Source organism: Microvirga sp. GN3, assembly GCF_055792825.1.
This window is the reverse complement of sequence record NZ_JBVVAK010000071.1, coordinates 1-16,713: the sequence shown is the minus strand read 5'-3', so window position 1 is coordinate 16,713 and position 16,713 is coordinate 1. Positions and strand designations below refer to the sequence as shown.

Below are 16,713 nucleotides of genomic sequence, written 5' to 3'. Positions count from 1 at the left end.
ATGCATGGAGCAGGATCGATCAGGGTCCTGCTCCGTCAGCACGGCTTCAAGCTTCTTAGGTTTCGCCGCACCGTAAATCTTACTGATCAAGGCCTCCTGTGATGTCGGACCAGGAACCTGTTGCCGCAAGACGGCCGAGCCTTCTCCACCTTGAGCATATTTCGAAGCGTTTCGGTGGCGTGCAGGCTCTCAAGGACATTTCCTTCGATGTCGCCCAAGGCGAGGTGCTTTGCCTTGCCGGTGAAAACGGCTGCGGGAAATCCACTCTCATCAAGATCATCAGCGGCGTTCACACGCCCGAGCCCGGCGCTGTCATAGAATTCGACGGCAAGCCGATGGAGCATCTCACGCCAGCCCGGGCGCGGGAGCTCGGCATTCAGGTGATCTGGCAGGACCTTGCCCTGTTCCCCGAGATGTCCGTGGCCGAGAATATCGCGTTCGAACGCAATCTCGGCCCGAAACCGCACCTCGTCGATTACGGCGCCATGCGACGCGTGGCGCGTTCCATGCTGGATAAGCTCGGCGTCAGCATCGATCTCGACCGGCCGGTGCGATCACTCTCGATCGCGCAGCGCCAGCTGGTCGCCATCGCGCGTGCGCTCGTGGCTGATGCACGCCTCGTGTTCATGGATGAACCGACCGCGTCTCTCAGCCATGCGGAAACGCTCGCGCTGCTCGATATCGTACGCAGGCTGTCGGCCGAGAACATCGCCGTCGTCTTCGTCAGCCACAGGCTCGCTGAGGTTCTGGACGTCAGCGAGCGTGTGACGGTTCTGCGCGACGGGCGCTACGTGGGAACCGTCCCGACCCAAGGCATGACCCAGATCCGCCTGACGGCGCTCATGACCGGGAAGGAATTCGACGAACAGGTCCGAGCCGGACAATTAATCTCCAGTGAACCCGTCCTGTCGGTCCGGGGCCTGACGCGGCGCGGCGAATACCGCGATATCTCGTTCGATATCCGCAGGGGCGAGATCCTCGGCCTGACCGGCCGGCTCGGCGCCGGCCGCACGGAACTGGCCTTGTCGATCTTCGGCATGAGCCGTCCGGATTCGGGGGAGATCCGCCTTAACGGCAAGCCGCTTCTCATGCGGTCGAACCGCGACGCCGTGGCGGCCGGGATCGCCTACGTGTCGGAGGACCGGCTGTCGCTCGGCCTCGTGCAGCCGCAATCCATCGCCAACAACACCATCGTGACGGTTCTAAACGATCTGACGAACAACATCGGGCTGCTGTCGTCCGCGAAGGAAGAGAGCCTCGTCGACCATTGGATCAAACGCCTCGCAGTGAAGATCGGCCATCCTGACAATCCGGTTTCAACGCTCTCAGGCGGCAACCAGCAGCGCATCGTCCTCGCCAAGTGGCTGGCCACGAAACCGAAGCTCCTCATCCTCGACTCTCCCACCGTCGGGGTCGATGTCGGGGCGCGCCACGGGATCTTCGAGATCGTCCGCAAGCTTGCCGACGAGGGCATGGCAATCCTCCTGATTTCCGACGAAACCCCGGAAGTCTACTTCAATTCGGACCGCATCCTGCACATGCGCGACGGCGCGATCATCGCCGAATACGTTCCGGGCCGGGCCCCCATGGAAAAGATAGAGGAAGAGATCCATGCCTAGGCTGAAAGGGCTCGGGCCGACCGAGCAATGGCTCATCCTGGTCATAGCCCTGATCAGCATCTTTCTCGCGCTGACCACCGACACGTTCCTGACCCTCGTCAATCTGTTTGACCTTCTGAACTACTCAGCCGTCAACATCATATTCGCGGCCGGCCTGCTCGTGGTGCTGATTGCCGGCGGAATCGATATCTCGTTTGCGGTCGCGGCCTCGGTCGTTCAGTATCTCACGGCCACTGTCCTGATGCAGATCGGCGGCGGCAACTGGGCCGTCGGCGCCATCCTGGCCTGCTTCTTCGGCGTCTGCCTGGGATCGCTGAACGCGGCGCTCATCTATCACTTCAGGATCACGTCGATTGTCGTTACCATCGCAACGTTCAACCTGTTCTTCGGGATGCTGATGTATGTGACGGGCGGCGTCTCGATCTACGATCTGCCCGACTGGCTGAGTACGCGCGTCGTCCTGTTCGAGCACGAGACCGGATCTGGCTATGCCGAAATCACCCTGCCGGTCCTGGCGATGATCATCGTGGTGACGCTCACCTGGCTGCTCCTGCGCCGCCTCAGCATCGGGCGCCAGCTCTTTGCCATGGGGGACAATACCGAGGCTGCGCGGCGTCTGGGCATTAATCTCGGGGCGATGCACTATCTGGCCTATGGCTGCCTTGGCGCCTGCGCCGGGATCGCCGGGCTGATGCAGGCGCATTATGCCCAGGAAATCGTGCCGAATGCGCTCTATGGGCGCGAGCTGGAAGTTCTTGCCGCCGTCGTTCTCGGCGGCGCGCGCCTCGGCGGTGGGCGCGGCACGCTGCTCGGTGCCGTCCTGGGCCTCGCCCTTGTGTCGATCACTCAGAACGGCCTGAACCTGCTCGGGGTATCGCCCTATGCCTTCCGCATGATCGTCGGCGCGGTCATTCTCGTGGCCATCAGCGTTTCCGGCGACACGGTGGGACGGATCCTCCGCCGCTTCGGCGGACCCAAACTCGCGGGAGCCGCCCGATGACTTCGATCGCATCTCTTCTGTTCGGACAGAAGCCGGGCACGGCCGGCGCGAGCGCCTCGTCGGCCAGGGGCGAGATCGCCGGCTTGCTGGTGGTGCTCGCGGCGGTTTTCCTGCTGTTCGGCTTAACGACCGACCGCTTCCTCAGCGTTGAGACCTTCACGTCGGTCGCCTTCCAGCTTCCCGAGCTCGGCCTGCTGACACTCGCCATGCTCATGCCGCTGATCTCCGGCGGCTTCAATCTCGCCATCACCTACACGGCGAACATGGCCGGGCTCGTGCTCGCCTGGATTCTGCAGGCGAATGGCGGCGCGGATGCCGGCGTGGCGGCCTTCGTGCTCGGTGTCACGGCGGCGCTTCTCAGCGGTGCCGTCATCGGCGGCGTCATGGGCGTCGTCATCGCCTATACGGGCGCGCATCCGATCCTCGTGTCCCTGTCGATGATGATCTTCCTCCGTGGGCTCGGCGAGTTCCTGACCCGCGGCGGCGACATCTCCGGCTTCTCGCCCTTCGTCGTTCACCTGGGTCAAGGCACGCTCCTAGGCATTCCGATTCCGCTTCTCATCTTCATTGCCTGCGTGGCGATCTGGACGATCCTGCTGAAGCGGACCCGCCTCGGCTTCGCAACCCACATGATCGGCTCGAATCCCGAAGCCACCCGCTATTCAGGCGTCAATACGCACCAGGCCATCATGCTGATCTATACGCTCTCCGGCGTCATGTGCGCGATCGCCGGCATCGTCATGCTGACCCGGTTCAATTCGGTTCGTGTCGGACACGGCGAATCCTATCTTCTTATCACCGTGCTGGCGAGTTTCCTCGGCCGCGTCGATCCCTTCGGCGGCTTCGGCCGCGTGATCCCCGTGGTGATCTCCCTCGTCATCCTGCAGGTGATCGCCTCCGGCCTCAATCTTCTCGGCACGAACCAGCATCTGGCCACGGCCCTGTGGGGCATCATCCTGATCATCGTGATGATCGCCCGGTATGTCTGGGCGAGGCTGCAGGCCGGACCGTTGCTTCGGCGCAGTTGAATGAACAGCGAACCTTGAAGGGAGAGAAACGATGAGCGTCAGCGGCTTTGGGGTTCATACGGCCATGTGGGCTATGGAGTGGAATCGGGAGGCGGCCGAGTTCGCGATACCGGAAGCGGTCAAGCACAAGATCGACTTCCTCGAAATCACGATGCTTGACCCCGAAGGTGTCGACGCCGAACACACGCGCGGCCTGCTGGAACGGCACGAAGTCGATTGCGTCTGTTCGCTCGGGCTCCCCCTCGACAAGGTGCCAACCAACAACCCGGAGGGTGCGCTCGACTTCCTGAAGATAGCGCTCGACAAGTCCCACGCGATCGGCGCGAAGGCCATGAGCGGCGTCATCTACGGGGCCATCGGACAACGCACCGGCGTTGCGCCCACGGAGGCCGAGAAGGACGCAACCGCGCGGGTTGTCCAGAAGGCCGCGGCCTACGCGAAGTCGCTTGGCATGGATTACGGCCTCGAAGCGGTCAACCGGTATGAGAACCACATCCTCAACACAGCCGAGCAGGCGGTCGAAATGGTGGAGCGCGTTGGCGCCTCGAACGTCTTCGTGCACCTCGACACATATCACATGAACATTGAGGAGAAGGGCATTGCGAATGGCATTCTACGGGCTCGCGAGCACCTGAAATACATTCATCTCTCCGCTAGTGATCGTGGAACGCCTGGCGCCGATACGGTCGCCTGGGACGAGGTGTTCGCGGCGCTCGCCGCAATCGGCTTCAAGGGCGGGATGGCAATGGAAAGCTTCATCACCGTACCTCCGCAGATCGCCTCCGCTCTCTCGGTCTGGCGCCCGGTTGCTCCCTCGCGGGAGGAAGTTCTTGGCCACGGCCTGCCATTCCTTCGGAATAAAGCGAAGCAGTACGGTCTGATCTAAGAGTAGCGCAGGATCTGCCGTGCGTAACAGACGCGAGAAGATCGCGTCGTGGGAAATTCGGCATTCGTGCGCCGGTAGGCTGAAAGAGAGCCATCCAGTCGCACCGCAGAATGCCGGTTCATACAAGCAGGAGGCTGGCCGTGTATCAAGAGCGTTTCAGGGTCGACAGCGAACTCGCTGTGATCACAGGCGGTGGGCGGGGCATCGGCCTCGCATGCGCAGAAGCTTTGGGCGAGGCTGGCGCGCGGTTGGTCATCGTCGAGCTGGACGAACAGGACGGTCATGCCGGGCAGGAAAAACTGGCCGCAAAAGGCTATCACGCCGAGTTTCTCGCCGGTGACGTCACCTCCTCGGCAAGGATGACCGAGATCGCGGACATGCTTGCCGCCCAGGGCCGACCGGCCTCAATCCTCGTCAACAATGCTGGCATCGGCCATAGCGGGGACTCGTCCGAAGATGTCAGTGACGAACAGTGGCTGCGGATGATGGATGTTAACGTCAATGGTGTCTTTTGGTGCTCGCGGGCCTTCGGACGTCACATGATCGCAGCTCATCGCGGTGCAATCGTCAATATCGGATCGATGTCTGGGACGATCTGCAACAGGCCGCAGCCTCAGACCCCTTACAATGTCTCGAAAGCGGCCGTTCACCACATGACGCGCTCGATGGCAGCCGAATGGGCTCCACATGGGGTGCGTGTTAATGCCGTTGCGCCCACCTACATCGAAACTCCTATGGTCGTGGCCAATCCTGCCAACAAGGGCCGGATCAATGCCTGGTTGCATGACACGCCCATGGGCCGCTTGGGGCAGGCGCATGAGGTTGCAAGCGCGGTGGTGTTTCTGGCATCTGACGCTGCGAGCCTGATAACGGGGGCCGTCGTGCCGGTCGATGGCGGCTTCACCTGCTGGTGAGAGGATAGAGGATCTGTCGCAACTTTTTCTTTCCTGTCGCGCGAGTATGGCCTGCGCTGGCGGGAGAGGATGAAGCAGGATGTTCAAAGGCAGGCAATTCGATCGGTCGGTGATCCTGCTGTGCGTGTGATGGTATCGTGCCTACACCCTGAGTCTGCGCGACCTCGAGGAGATAATGGCTGAGCGGGGCATCTCGGTCGACCATGCTACGATCCACGACCTGTGAGAAAATCCGTTCGAGGAACTGACTGGCGCGGCTCAGGCCATGTCGTGCTCTTGTGATGCAAGCAAGACAGAACACAGTCGATGTGCAGGAGATGCTTTCTGGAAATATGACGCTTGGGTCAGAATGCCTTGCGCGTTGCTGCCTTCAGGCGGTGCAGGCGGCAAATCTTGGAAGCCAGCGCAGACGAACCCATTGCAAGACCAGGTCAGGCCGGGGCTGGGCTTCAAGAGCTTTGTGGCGGCCACCCGGGCGGTTGCAGGCTATGAGATGATGGCGATGATCCGCAAGGGACAGGTTGTCAGTGCACCAGCGAATGATATGGGCGCGCAGCGCGACTTCATTGCCGGTCTCTTCAACGCTGCTGGCTAACCTGAGCTCCTATCCAGCCTTCGCTTAATCTCCGCCGGGGTTCGCAACGGAACCCAAAACTTGATGCACTCCTACTCTAGTCGCACCAGCACACTGTCCGTCGCACCTTTGGCGTCGATCACGGACAGGCGGACGAAGCCAACTCCTTCGGGTTGCCAGAACGTTTCCCTGCGAAGGGAGCCGATCTCCACGGGAGCATCGTCCACCATCCAGGTAAAAGGAGGCACGCCGCCGGATGCCTTAAGGGCGAGGCTGCCCTTCTCCTCATCCGGCTGCGACAATCCGAGATTCACGCGCGATCCATCAAGCGGGAATGCAATCCTGAGAGGAGCCTGAACCGTCGATGCGATGTTCTTTGGCACATCATTGCGGATGTGGCGCAAGGGTGGCGGCAGGGTTGCAGTGGTTCCTTGCAGCACGAAGGGCGGCATCGGCAAAGGTTCCGGTTCAGCTCCAATCCGACCATAGGCATCGAACAGGATCGGCGCGGCCACGAGGCGGCCGATGAGACCCGGCACCGCTGTCCCGTCAGGCCGACCAACCCAAACGCCCACGGTGAAATGCCGGTCATATCCGACCGCCCAGGCATCGCGGTAGCCGTAAGATGTTCCCGTCTTGAACGCGATCCTCCCGGCCAACGCGTTGTCCGGTGGCGGAGCGCCACGCAGGATGTCGAAGACATACCAAGCCGAGACAGGATCGACGATCCGCAGCTGCCGTGCTGGCGCGGAGTTGGCTTCCGCATAGCGCACATTGCCCGGCATCTCTCCTCCCCGCGCCAGGCCGGCATAAAGCCGCGTCAGATCGGTGAGAGTGATGCCGAGACCACCGAGGCCAACGGCGAGCCCTGGCGCCGCCTCCTTCGCCAGTGCAATGGCGATCCCTGTCTCCCGCAGGCGTGCAAGCAGGCGAGCAGGCCCCAACTCGTTCAACAGTTCGACGGCAGGCACGTTGAGAGACAGTTGCAATGCCTTTCGTGCCGTGACCGTGCCCTGGAAGGCGAGATCGAAATTTTCCGGCTGATAGCTTCCATAACGGGAGGGTCTGTCATCGAGCAGCGTCTCGGGATGAGCCAGGCCGCTTTCGAAGGCGAGTGCATAGATCAACGGTTTCAGGGCGGATCCGGGCGAGCGCACAGCAAGCGTCATGTCGATGGCGCCGGCGCGTCCCTTGTCCCAGTAATCCGGACTGCCGACCTGCGCCCGCACCTCGCCGGTCGCATTGTCGAGCACCAGGATTGCGACGGACAATCTGGGATCGAGCCTGTCGATGCGCTCCCGCGCCAATTGCTCGAGACTTGCCTGCAAGCGGGCATCGATGGCGAGGCGCAAAATATTCTGGCCGCGCCGATCCGCTGCAGCGGCCTCCGCCGCATGGGCGGCCAGGATGGGGAACGCCTGCCGTGCTGACGGCACCGGCGCCGCCTTCGCAGTCTCGGCTTCCGCCGTGGAGACGATACCGCGGTCCCGGGCCCGGTCGAGGACGCGGTTGCGCGCCGCCAGCGCCGCGTCAGCGAAGCGATCGGGACGGCGCGATTCTGGCGATTGCGGCAATGCGACGAGAAGTGCGGCCTCGCTGAAGGACAGGCGCTTCGGCTCACGACCGAAATAGGACAGGCTCGCCGCGCGCAATCCCTCCAGATTGCCACCATAGGGTGCCAGCATGAGATAGAGGCGCAGGATCTCCTCCTTCGAGAAGCGTTGTTCCAGTTGCAGCGCCCGCACCATCTGACGGAGCTTTGCGGAAAGTGTCCGCTCCTCGCGCGGCTCGAGGAGACGTGCCACCTGCATGGTCAGCGTCGAACCGCCGGACACGACCCGACCATTGCCGATGACCTGTGCCGATGCTCTCAAGAGAGCAAGGAGGTCGATGCCGGGATGCCTGTCGAAGCGCGCGTCCTCATAGGCCTTCAGCATCGCGAGATAGCGCGGATCGACATCGGAGGTCGCGACCGGAAGCCGCCAGCGTCCCTCCTGCGTCGTGAACGGGCGCAGCAAGTGCCTGTGCCGGTCGAGCACCACGGTCGAGCGGTTCTCCGCAACCGACAGGTCGAGCGGCCCCAGGCTCTCGGCGAAGCGCCACAGCGCCAGCGCCGAGATGAGAACGGCGGCCATGAGGACTGCCGCGATGACGATCCCCCGCCGCAGCCGTTGCTGTTTGCCAAAGCCCGCCATCGCTATCGCGCCTGACCGACCTCGACCGAGCCGAAGGCCGTTCGCCCGTAGCGCTCGGGGCGGTACATGTCCTCGATCTGCACCGCAGGGTGCACGTAGGTGCCGGGCGAGACGGCGCGGACCATGTAGGCCACCGTGAAGAAGGCAGGCTGATCCGGCTTGCGGTCGAAGGCGGCGACGAACCGGTCGTCGCGGTATTCCGTGTGCGCGGGCTCTACATCCCTCTTGATCCAGGAGAGATCTGCCGCCGTGTCGCTGTCGACGAGGCTCGGATTGTCGATCTCGAACCCGGCCGGCAGCCGATCCACCAGCAGCAGTCGCGCCTCCTTGGCTTCCGCTTCGGTGATCTTCAACACCACCACCATGCGGTCATTCTGCTTCACGGAAGAGGGTTGAACCTGACTGCCGTCGAGGCGGTAGTAGCTGCGTTCCACCGCATAGCCGTGGGAGACCGCCGGTTCCGGCTCGATCGGATTGCCGGAGACGGTCACGACCGCCTGAACCGGTGCCGATCCGGCATTGGCGAGCACGATCTCGCCGCGTTCGAGCACCGCGTCCTTATAGGTGCGGTAGAAGGCACCGCGATGGTCCCTGCCGTCGGCCCGCAGCACGATGCCGTCTGCGCTGCGGGCGACCGCTTGGGCGGCGAGAACCAACCATGCTTCCTCCTGCGTGCTCGTGCGCCGGGTGCCGCGCTCCTCCTCGACGATCCTGGCCACCGGCTGAACGATGGATGACGCATTCTCCACCTCAGACGCCAGCGTCAGAAGCCCGGCGCCGTCGCGCAGGCGCGAGCCGTAATCGGCGCGATACTCGCCCGTGTCGCGGGTGCTGCGGATCAGATCGACGGCCGCCGTGAACGCCGCCTGTGACCGGGCGCGATCGCCGAGCAGCGCGAGAGCCGCCGCGATCTGGCCGCGCGACAGCGGCGAGGTGAAGGCTTCCATCTTCGTGTCGGCAAGATAGCGCAGATCCCCCATCACCGGGCGTCCGTTGCGCGCCAGCACATAAGCCGCATAGGCGAGGTTCGCGGCGTTGTCCTCCACCTGAGTGGTGTTGGCGACGAAATTGCGCAGCCGGTCGAGAGCGAGATTGAACGCACCCTGCGGGACTGCGAAACCCTGCTCCCGCGCGCGGGTCAGGAAATCGCCGACATAGGCATCGAGCCATAGGTCATCGCCGCCCACCGACCACAGGCCGAACGAGCCGTTGGAATCCTGCCGCGCCAGGATGCGCTCAATGGCCCGGCGCACGCGCTCGTCTGCCTTGTCGTCGAGCGAGAGGTTTTCCTCCTCGGCCAGGCGATTGACGTAGAGCAGCGGTAGCGCACGGCTCACGACCTGCTCCGTGCAACCGTAGGGATACCGGTCGAGCGCCTTGAGCAATCCCGGCACATCGAGGCTCGCGAGCGGCGAGACCGAGACCGACACGGTCCCGGTGCCTCCGAGAATATCGGCCACGAGATCCTTCGACAGGATGAGGCTTGCCCCCGGTGCAATGCTTTGCACCGTCCGGCGTGCCAGCGCTCCGGTTCCGGGCTGGATGGCGACGGAGAAGCTCTGCGTCAGTTCGCCGACGTTCGGCCCTTTCAGGGTCACGTTGATCGTTGCCGTGCCCTGACCGGCTGCCGTGACCGGAATGGTGATGCCGTTCTTGGCCTTGGCTTCAAGCCGGACGGTAGACCGCAGGGCATCCGCCGCCACGAGGATGGGGCCGCGGATATCGAGTTCAACCGTGTAGTCGCCTGCCGGTCCCTCCACATTGTCGATCTGCATGAAGAAGCGGGAGCGATCGCCGATGGAGAGGAATCGCGGAAGCGTGCCGGCCAGCACCACGGGATCGCGAACGATCACATCGGCGCTCGCACTGCCGACGCGATCCTTCGTCCAGGCGACGGCCATGACGCGCACGGTACCGTTAAAGGCAGGGATGTCGAAATCCACCTTCGCGGATCCGTCCGTCTCTACCTTAACCACGCCGGAGAACCGCGCCAGCGGCTCCTGCGTCGGTGGAATTCCCTCGAGAGGCTTCGGCTCCATGTCGCCGCCCGAGCGGATCGCGCCGCGGGTGCCCTGCATGCCGTCGATGAGATAGCCATAGAGATCACGGATCTCCGACGCGAGCTGCGTCTGGCCGAAGAAATAGGTGAGCGGATCGGGCGCCGCGTAGCGGGTCAGGTTGAGAATGCCGACATCCACCGCCGCGACGGTGATGCGCGCCTCCTCGCCGGGAGCCAACCCGGCAACCTTGATCGGCAGCGTGAGGCTGCCCCGCGGCCTGATCTTGTCCGGCGCATGGAGGCTCACCTGCAGATCACGATAGTCCCGGTCGATCTCGAACCAAGCCGTTCCCAGGGAACGGCCCGGCATCCGCTTCGCCGCCTGATCGAGGGGGCGATGGGCCATGGCGACGATGTAGGCGCCCGGTCCCCAGGCGGCCTGCACCGGCAGGCTGACGGTCGAGCCGCCCGCGGCGACATCGACAACACGGATATCGTGCACGCGGTCGCTGATGACCGCCAGCGTCGCCTTGCCCTTGAAGCGCGGGTTGAGGCGCAGCTGCATCGTCTCGCCCGCGCGGTAGCTCGCCTTGTCGAGAGTCATGTCGAGAAGGTCCGGCGTGTCGGCCGTCTGGTCGCCCGACCATCCGACCGTGAAGGACAGGCTGGTCTGTGCGGTCTCGCCGAGATCGGGAGCGCTCACATCGAGCCTGTAGGTGCCCCACTCCACCGGAGTTGAAATGCGTGCGGGCCCATCGGGCGCGACGGCGATGCGGCCGTCGGCCACGCGGCGTGTGGACTTGATCGGCTCGTAGCCCCAGCGCCCGTCGGGATTGTACCATTGATAGCGCCGCTCGACCTTGTACAGGCTCCAGGCGACATTGCCGCTGGCAAGACGCCGGCCCGCGGGATCGGACAAAAGCACATCGAAGCCCGCATTCGCGCCCTCGCCAAGCTGCCCGCCGAAGGTCTTGCGTATGGCCACAACCGGGCCCTTGGGCAGGATCGGCAGCGTCACGCTGCGCTCCACCGCTCGTCCGCCCGCCTCGGCCACGCGCAAGATGATCCGTGCTTCTGTGGGCCGCGGCGCTGTCATCTCCTGCACGGGAACCTGCAGGCTGACGCGTCCCTGCGCGTCGGTGGTGGCATTCTGCTCGATCTCCGTGGTCGAAGCCTCCACAGCCTCGTCGTCGAGCCCGATGACGTAGCCTTCCAATCCTCTGATGCCGCTGGACGAAGATGCCGCCACCGAAACCTCGCCTGTGACGGCCAGATTGCTTCCCGGTGCGCCGTAGAGATAACGCGCAGCCAGGTCGATGGCGGCCGGTTGTCCGGGCCGCAGGGCGTCCACCTTCGGCGTCAGGGTCAGTTCCAGACGCTCGGGCACGTAATCCTCGACGAGGAAGCTCGCCTCTCCGATCGAGGAGCCCTTGGGATCGGTATAGGCGGCCACGCGCCAGGTGCCCCGCAGCGAGCCCGGCAGGATCGGGATCGACAGAGCCCGGCCGCCGAGACCCTGGTCCTGCACCAGATCGCGGCGATACTCGACACCGTCCGGGCGCCGCACCACAATCGTCAACGGCAATCCCGCCACCGCCACACCCTTGCCGTCCCGCAACAGCACCGTCAGCGCCACCGTCTCGCCGGTGCGATAGACGCCGCGCTCGGTGTAGAGATAGGCGTCCATGGCGCCCGAGACGGCGCGTCCTTTCACGCCCCGATCCGTCAGATCGAAGGCCGCACTCCCGAGATCCAGAAAACCGTAATCGACACCCTCCGTCGCCGCGACAAGTCCGGGAGCAAGCCCGCCTTCGCCGCGGGCGAGGCCGGGATCGAAGGTAGCCACGCCCAAGGCATCGGTCTTCTTCGCTGCCAGTACCTCATTGTTGCGGGCGATCAGCCTGACCTCCACATCGGCCTGGGGCTCGGCGCTGGCAAGCGAGCGGACGAAGACCTGCACGCCGCCCTTGCCGGTGAAAGCCGTGAGGCCGAGATCGGACACCACGAACCATTGCGTGGCGATGTTGCTCCAGTCGTCGGCGTTTTCGTTGTCGATGGCCGTGCCGTCATGGGGCTTGGCCGTCATGACATAGACGCCGGGTTGGAGCTGTCCGACCGCCTCCATGACGGGGAAAGCCGTGACCACGTCCTGGTTGAGGTCGGATGCGGTATCGAGCGTACCGTTCCAGATCTTGAGGCCCTTATCGCGCGCGATCTCGGCTGCGGAGGAGCGGGTGAGCTGACCGGGGAAGTTGTAGGAGCGCACGGTGGGCAGCAGATTGCGGTCGCCGATGCGATAGACCTCCACATCGACCTTGGACGTGTTGACCGAGACGACCGGAATGCCCTCCTGCCCCGTGCTCGGCAGAACGTAATGGCGGCCAGTGAAGCGCGTCTGGGGCGAGCGGTCGCGGACATAGATCTCGTAATCAGCGGGTTTCAGCAGGCTCTCGCCCACGGACGACGGCAGGCCCTGTCGCAGCACCACGGCGTAGCGTTCGCTATGCTTAAGCCCATCGACGCAAAGCTGCTGCCCCTCCGCCGACACGGCGGCACTGGCATTGCCCGAAACGGCCACATAGGGCGCGAAATCCACCTTCCCGGTCGCGAGCGGGTCCGAGAACTGGAAGCAGACGCGGGGAGAGGCCGCATCGGAATCGACTGTGAAGCCCGTGATCCTGAAGCCATGCTCCTCGCGCAGTTGCTCATAGGCCGCGCGCACATTGGCATCGTCCTGAACCTTGAGGCTCGCCGCATAGGCGTTCAGAGACGGGCGCCATTCCTCCCGCGCAGCATAGACTTCACCGAGGAGCGCAAGCGCCGCGGCTTCATCGGCAGGCGTCGCGGCCCGCAGATAGGCCGCATAGGCTGCCGTCGCCTGCCGTTCCTGAAGCTTGGATCGCTCGTCCCAGTTGTTGCCCGGATCGACGGCGAGCGCCGCGCGGGCATAGCCGTACCAGTTCGCGGAATTCCCGGGCTCGGCCGCGACGGCGGCGGCGAACAGGTTCAGGGCCTGCCGTGCATTGCCCCGCGCCAGAGCCGTGTCGCCCTCGCGCCGCAGCTGTTGGGCAGGCTTGCCCGCGATCAGGCGCGCGCCCTCGGCGGTCAGGGCCCGCTCCAGCCGGACAGCCTGACTTGCCAGATCGCCCTGGCTGAAGCTTTTCTGCGCCTGGGCGGCAAATGCGGAGGCCGTCAGGCCGGCAGCAATCAGAACGGCGCACAGCAGAGACCGGACCATGGGATATTCCTCGCATTCACCTGTCGACGGATGCTTCGATCTTAGCACCAGGCCACCTAGCCCACACTAGCGCAGCGCAACAGAATTTGGGAAAATGATCCGATTTCGGAGGTTTCGCTGATGGACCATCCCCGCTCGCGAGCATTGGTGCTGTCGTCTCTCATGCTCGCCGCCCTCCTGGCGATCAGTCCCCCGCCTGTCAGGGCGCAAGCGCCCTCCCCCGATGCCACCGTTGATGCCGCGCGGAGCGCCTTCGAGGCTCTGGCCGAGACAGATCGCAAGGCGATCCAGGACGCTCTGATCTGGACCGGAGATTACAGCGGCGTGGCGGACGGAACTTTCGGGCGTCAGACCTTTGCGGCCATTGCGGCCTACCAAACACGGGTGCAGCAACCGCCGAATGGAATTCTGGCGCTTCAGGCCCGCGCCGCCTTGCTTGCCGCCGCCCAGCAGGCCAGGAGTGCAGCCGGGTTCACCTTGGTCGACGATGCGAAAACCGGGATACGGATTGGCATTCCCACGAAGATCCTTCCGAAGCGGAGTGTGAATCCAAGCGGTGGCGGCCGCTGGCAGAGTGCGGATGATCGGGTGACGCTTGATACGCGGTCGGCGCCGCCGGATGCGACCCTGCAATCGCTCTACGATCGCAGCATCGCGACTCAGTCTCCCGGCCGTGTGGTGAGCTACAAGGTGCTGCGTCCCGATTTCTTCGTCGTCGCGGGAGAGACGGCAGGAGGAAAATTCTATACCCGCTACGGCAGCGGTCCTGAAGGCCTGCGCGGCTTCGCGATCGGTTACGACAAAGCGGTCGCCGCTCAGTTCGACCGGCTTGTCGTTGCCATCGCCAACAGCTTCACGCCCTTCCCGGCCCAGGCTTCCCCAGCGCCGATTGCCCAGAATCCGGTCCCTGCGCAGCAACAGGGTCAGAACAAGCCCCAGGCGCGGATTGTCATCGGAACAGGGATCGCAACCGGCGACTCGCAGATCGTGACCATGGCCCCCGTCGCATCTTGCAAGGATGGGCAGGTGTCCGGCCTCAAGCCTCGTCAGATCACCGGCCGAGGCCCCTTCGTGCTGGACTTCGCCGATACTGTGAAGGCGCAGCCGTTGAAGGCCAAGCGCGGGAAGCTTGTCGAGGGTGCCTCTCTGCTTGTGGTCGGCTTCGTCGACGAAGGCGGGGAAGCAAGCCTCGTCGCCCTGCCGGCGCAGGCCCTGGCCGCGGGTCTGCTCTCGGGTCCTCTGCAGCCTGGAACGAGCGGAGCGCCCGTTCTCGACCTGCATGGCGCACTTGTCGGATTGGTCGGCCCCATTCCGATGGAACGGCGAACGATCGCGGGCATCACACCAGCTTCGAGCTATCCGGTCGTTCCGATCACCGATCTGACCGGGACGGTATGGGATCGTCTCGGGCGGCAAGGTGAATCCGAGACGCAAAATCCCAAAATGGCCGATATTGTTAGGTCGGTGCAGCCGGCTTTAGTAGCGATTTCATGTGGGTCGTAAATCTTCAATCGCAGAAATTGATTAGCAGGAGGGCAGCCTGAGACGTCGAAGCGGGGAGCAGAAGCAGTCCTTACAGTTCACTGCCAGCCAAGCATATATGGGGCATGGAGAGGCTTTGTTGCATGGATCGGACTGTAGACGGATTGAATGCTCCCAGGCCTGCATTCAAGCGATGCGAACAGACTTCGGGTGTCCAAGCTCAAGCATGCGGTTGAGGACATGAACTGCGATGGCAGTCTCAGTCGCGCGCCGGGAGTCCGTCTGCGAGCGTAAGCTCGTGCCGATCACTCGTTTAAGTCGACTGATGGTGGTCTCCACCAGGGCTCGACGATTGTATCCGGATGTTTTCTGCCAGCCCATGCGTCCATGCTCGTTGATGCTCTGAAGATGACGATCACGCTGGGTCGGAGTGCTCCCTGCCGTATCACTTGGCACCGCTGTTGAGCGTGGAGGAACAATCACGTCAGCATCAGGATAGTGCTCGGCCACAGTGCGGTAGATGTCAGCCTGATCGTAAGCGCCATCAGCGATGAAAGAGGCGAGTGGGGCCGTGATCTGGTCGAGCAAGGGCTCGACCTGTGAGCCATCATCGACATCACTGGTCGTCAACTCAGTCGCGAGGATCTGTCCGGTCACGGCATCGACTCCGATGTGAAGCTTGCGCCAGGACCGGCGTCTCCGGGTTCCATGCTTCTCGACCAGCCACTCGCCAGGGCCGCACAGCCGCAGGCCGGTACTGTCAACCAGCAGGTGCACAGGTCCTCTGGAGCACGGACATGGTCCTGGCACCTCTAAGATCTGGGCGCGGCGGCTCAGGGTCGAGTGATCTGGCACCGCGAGATCGAGGCCCAGAAGCCTTAGAATCGAGCCGATCAAGCCCTCCGTCTGACGCAGTGCCAGCCGAAACACCGCCCGCAGGGTCAGGGCTGTCCTGATCGCCAGGGCGGAGTAATGCGGCTGACCACCGCGAGTTCGGCGCGGTTCGGCTCGCCAGGCGACCATCGCCTCGTCAGAGAACCAGACCGTGAGGCTGCCGCGCTGGCGCAGGGCGCTGTCGTACTCGGCCCAATTCGTCACCCGGTACCGCTGCTTGGGAATTCGGTGCCGATGAGTGGCATTGGCTTTGAACGGCACGGCAGATATCCAACATGAAGGGTACAGTCCTCCTATGGCATCCGGCTCCCATTACCAACTCGCCTATTCGTGCAACAAAGCGTTCTGATTACAGTGTTCTTCGCCCTTGGGGTCGTGATCCATTCCGTTGCTGCGTGGGCCCGCTAAAATGCCCTGCTTGTACATCCAGTTAATTGATCCGCTGCGATCAACCATATTCCATTACTTGTGATGTAATCGACGCCACTGTGGCCCTTGGCTATCGTGCGCATGTCCGAGGTGAGCCGGCGAGATAACGAATTCGTAATCCTGCGCTCAATAGAAACCGCCAAGTGCCATTCCTATCTTGAGATGACTGTTGGGCTGGGGCTTTTCCGCCGCATCGTCGGCATACTTGGAGACGACGAATGACATTGGCACAGGGGCCCAGAGGTGATCAGAGGGCGACAGTTTCTCCCGTGGATCTCGAACAGATTAAGGATGCGGTGAGTGAATTGCGCAGCTCGCATCCAAGGAGCATTCTAGCCCACCCTATTCATGAGACATGTTGATGTTTGCCGTTCTGGACTGCGATCGCGGGCGCTCGTTGCGTCTGTTTCATCGCGATGAGGTCTGGAATATGGGGAACGCGTTGGCAGGAGTTG

Annotated in this window: 9 protein-coding genes and 2 pseudogenes; 8 read left to right on the top strand and 3 right to left on the bottom strand. The window is 63.5% G+C overall.

Going from position 1 to position 16,713, the window contains the following annotated elements:
• Positions 1-101: 101 nt before the first annotated feature.
• The 7 genes and pseudogenes from ACS5Q1_RS27675 to ACS5Q1_RS27645 all read left to right on the top strand — a co-directional run.
• Positions 102-1,619, top strand: coding sequence for a sugar ABC transporter ATP-binding protein (locus ACS5Q1_RS27675; RefSeq protein ID WP_473101193.1), 1,518 nt, complete (start codon positions 102-104; stop codon positions 1,617-1,619).
• Positions 1,612-2,619, top strand: coding sequence for an ABC transporter permease (locus ACS5Q1_RS27670; protein WP_473101192.1), 1,008 nt, complete (start codon positions 1,612-1,614; stop codon positions 2,617-2,619). Before ACS5Q1_RS27675 ends, ACS5Q1_RS27670 begins: the two co-directional genes overlap by 8 nt.
• Positions 2,616-3,647 carry an ABC transporter permease gene (locus ACS5Q1_RS27665; protein ID WP_473101191.1) on the top strand — a complete coding sequence of 344 codons (1,032 nt, stop codon included), beginning with the start codon at positions 2,616-2,618 and terminating at the stop codon, positions 3,645-3,647. The genes ACS5Q1_RS27670 and ACS5Q1_RS27665 overlap by 4 nt, the downstream gene beginning before the upstream one ends.
• A gap of 31 nt (positions 3,648-3,678) precedes the next feature.
• Positions 3,679-4,533 carry a sugar phosphate isomerase/epimerase family protein gene (locus tag ACS5Q1_RS27660; RefSeq protein WP_473101190.1) on the top strand — a complete coding sequence of 285 codons (855 nt, stop codon included), beginning with the start codon at positions 3,679-3,681 and terminating at the stop codon, positions 4,531-4,533.
• 140 nt (positions 4,534-4,673) lie between these two features.
• Complete coding sequence (locus ACS5Q1_RS27655; protein WP_473101189.1) at positions 4,674-5,447, top strand: SDR family NAD(P)-dependent oxidoreductase; 774 nt, start codon at positions 4,674-4,676, stop codon at positions 5,445-5,447.
• Positions 5,448-5,526: 79 nt separating this feature from the next.
• Positions 5,527-5,664 (top strand): annotated as a pseudogene (locus ACS5Q1_RS27650) (IS6 family transposase); the annotation flags it as partial.
• A gap of 213 nt (positions 5,665-5,877) precedes the next feature.
• Positions 5,878-6,042 (top strand): annotated as a pseudogene (locus ACS5Q1_RS27645) (IS6 family transposase); the annotation flags it as partial.
• A gap of 71 nt (positions 6,043-6,113) precedes the next feature.
• On the opposite strand, the gene pbpC reads toward ACS5Q1_RS27645, so the two are convergent.
• Together pbpC and ACS5Q1_RS27635 are read right to left on the bottom strand one after the other, a co-directional pair.
• Positions 6,114-8,216, bottom strand: coding sequence for a penicillin-binding protein 1C (gene pbpC / locus ACS5Q1_RS27640; protein ID WP_473101188.1), 2,103 nt, complete (start codon positions 8,214-8,216; stop codon positions 6,114-6,116).
• 2 nt (positions 8,217-8,218) lie between these two features.
• The gene (locus tag ACS5Q1_RS27635) at positions 8,219-13,453 is read right to left on the bottom strand and encodes an alpha-2-macroglobulin family protein (protein WP_473101187.1); all 5,235 of its coding nucleotides are present in this window, start codon (positions 13,451-13,453) and stop codon (positions 8,219-8,221) included.
• A 120-nt stretch (positions 13,454-13,573) separates the two neighbouring features.
• On the opposite strand from ACS5Q1_RS27635, the gene ACS5Q1_RS27630 reads away from it, so the two are divergent.
• Positions 13,574-14,956, top strand: a complete 1,383-nt coding sequence (locus ACS5Q1_RS27630) for a peptidoglycan-binding domain-containing protein (protein ID WP_473101186.1) — start codon at positions 13,574-13,576, stop codon at positions 14,954-14,956.
• Positions 14,957-15,121: 165 nt separating this feature from the next.
• Here the strand turns inward: ACS5Q1_RS27630 and ACS5Q1_RS27625 are convergent, their stop codons facing one another.
• Positions 15,122-16,090 carry an IS5 family transposase gene (locus ACS5Q1_RS27625; protein ID WP_473101185.1) on the bottom strand — a complete coding sequence of 323 codons (969 nt, stop codon included), beginning with the start codon at positions 16,088-16,090 and terminating at the stop codon, positions 15,122-15,124.
• Between the last annotated feature and the right edge of the window lie 623 nt (positions 16,091-16,713).